This window comes from Arhodomonas sp. KWT (genome assembly GCF_010993615.1).
In genome coordinates this window covers 1-1,555 of the sequence record NZ_WNXE01000411.1, presented here as the reverse complement: position 1 = coordinate 1,555, position 1,555 = coordinate 1, and the positions used below count along the sequence as shown (strand labels likewise).

The window sequence follows — 1,555 nt, the reverse complement described above, 5'->3', positions numbered from 1 at the left end:
GCCACCACGGCGGAGGCGCCGCAGATCCCGGTGCCGGAGCCGACGAGCACGCTCAGGGTGTCCGGCAGCCGGAGCGCACGTCCGAGCACCACGGCCAGGGTGAGGGTGCTGCCTACGGCGAGCACGACCAGCGCCAGGCCGCCCATGCCGACCGAGAGCATGTCCTGCACCACCAGCCGGAAGCCGAGAAGCACGATGCCAGTGCGCAGCACGTAGTGCAGCGTCCAGCGGATACCGGGTTCCATGGCCGCCGGGATCGGCACACACAGACGTACCAGGACGCCGGCGAGGATGCCCACGGTCAGCGCGCTCAGCGGAACTGCCTTGTTGAGCGCCGGCCACGCGGTGATGGCGTAGGACAGGCCGGCAAGCACGGCGCACAGGGTCAGGCCCGGAGCGACGGTGGCGATGCGGTCCAGCGCCGGGGCCGGCCGGCGGGCGGTAGTGGTGTCGGCGGGCATGTCCAGTCTCCGTCGGTAAAGGATGGCGAGACGGTACCGGCGGGAATTATTTCGCAAAATCGATTATTATTTATTTATAACTTAGGTGACGCCGAATTGTTGTGCCGATGAACCGCTTCACCCTGCGCCAGCTCGAGATATTCGCGACGGTCGTGCGCACCGGCCAGGTCAAGCGTGCGGCGTCGACGCTGCACCTCAGTCAGGCGGCGGTCAGCCAGGCCGTGCACGAGCTCGCCGACGCCCTCGGGATCACGCTGTTCGAGCGTCGCGGCCGGGAGATCGTGCCCACGGCGGCGGCGCGTCAGCTGCTGGAACTCGTGGCGGCCCCGATGGCGGCGCTGGAGGACGTCCCCGCGCAGCTCGCGCCGGGGGATGCCGCGGCAGAGCTGAGCGGGGAGGTGCAGGTTGCCGCCTCCAACACCATTGCCCGCTACGTTCTGCCCGCCGCGCTGGCACGGCTCGGCCGGCAGCACCCGGGCCTGCGGATTACGGTGCTCTCGGGCAACAGCGCGGCGGTGGAGGCGCGCGTCGCTGCACTGGAGGCGGACGTGGGTTTCATCGAGGGACCGGCCCAGCGGGACGATGTCGACGTCTCCGCCTGGCGTACCGATGCGCTGCAGGTGATCGCGCCGGCCGACTATCCGGTGGAGGGGTTGTCGGCGGCGACGCTGGCCGAGCATCCCTGGGTCGTGCGCGAGCCCGGGTCCGGGACCCGGGCGGTGTTCGAGCAGAGCCTGGCACTTGCCGGGCACCCGGTGCCCCGGGGTGGCCTGGTGATGGACGACAGCGGCGCGATCGTGCGTGCGGTGGCGTCCGGCGCGGGGCTGGCCTGTGTGAGCCGGCTGGCCGCGGCCCAGGCGAGTGTCCGGGGCGGGGTGCGCTTCGTCGACGTGCCGGAGCTCTCGCTGCGACGCCCCCTGTGGTGTGTCCGGCGTGCCGTGCCGGCCCATTCGCCGGTGGTCGAGCGCTTTCTGCGGGCGCTGGATGCCGCGCTCGATACAGGCGATGGGGGGCCGCCTACAGGTTGATGCAGACCACGCCGGCGAGGATCGCCGCGCCGCCGACCATGAAGTTCATGCTCAGCGGTTCGCCGA

The 1,555-nt window shown here is 71.1% G+C and carries 2 protein-coding genes; one reads left to right on the top strand and one right to left on the bottom strand.

Features of this window, described 5'->3' with window-relative positions:
- On the bottom strand, positions 1-461 hold a 461-nt coding region (locus G7A99_RS19435; protein ID WP_163143328.1), incomplete at its 3' end, for a putative sulfate exporter family transporter.
- A gap of 107 nt (positions 462-568) precedes the next feature.
- On the opposite strand from G7A99_RS19435, the gene G7A99_RS19430 reads away from it, so the two are divergent.
- Complete coding sequence (locus G7A99_RS19430; RefSeq protein WP_163143326.1) at positions 569-1,489, top strand: LysR family transcriptional regulator; 921 nt, start codon at positions 569-571, stop codon at positions 1,487-1,489.
- The last annotated feature ends 66 nt before the right edge of the window (positions 1,490-1,555 follow it).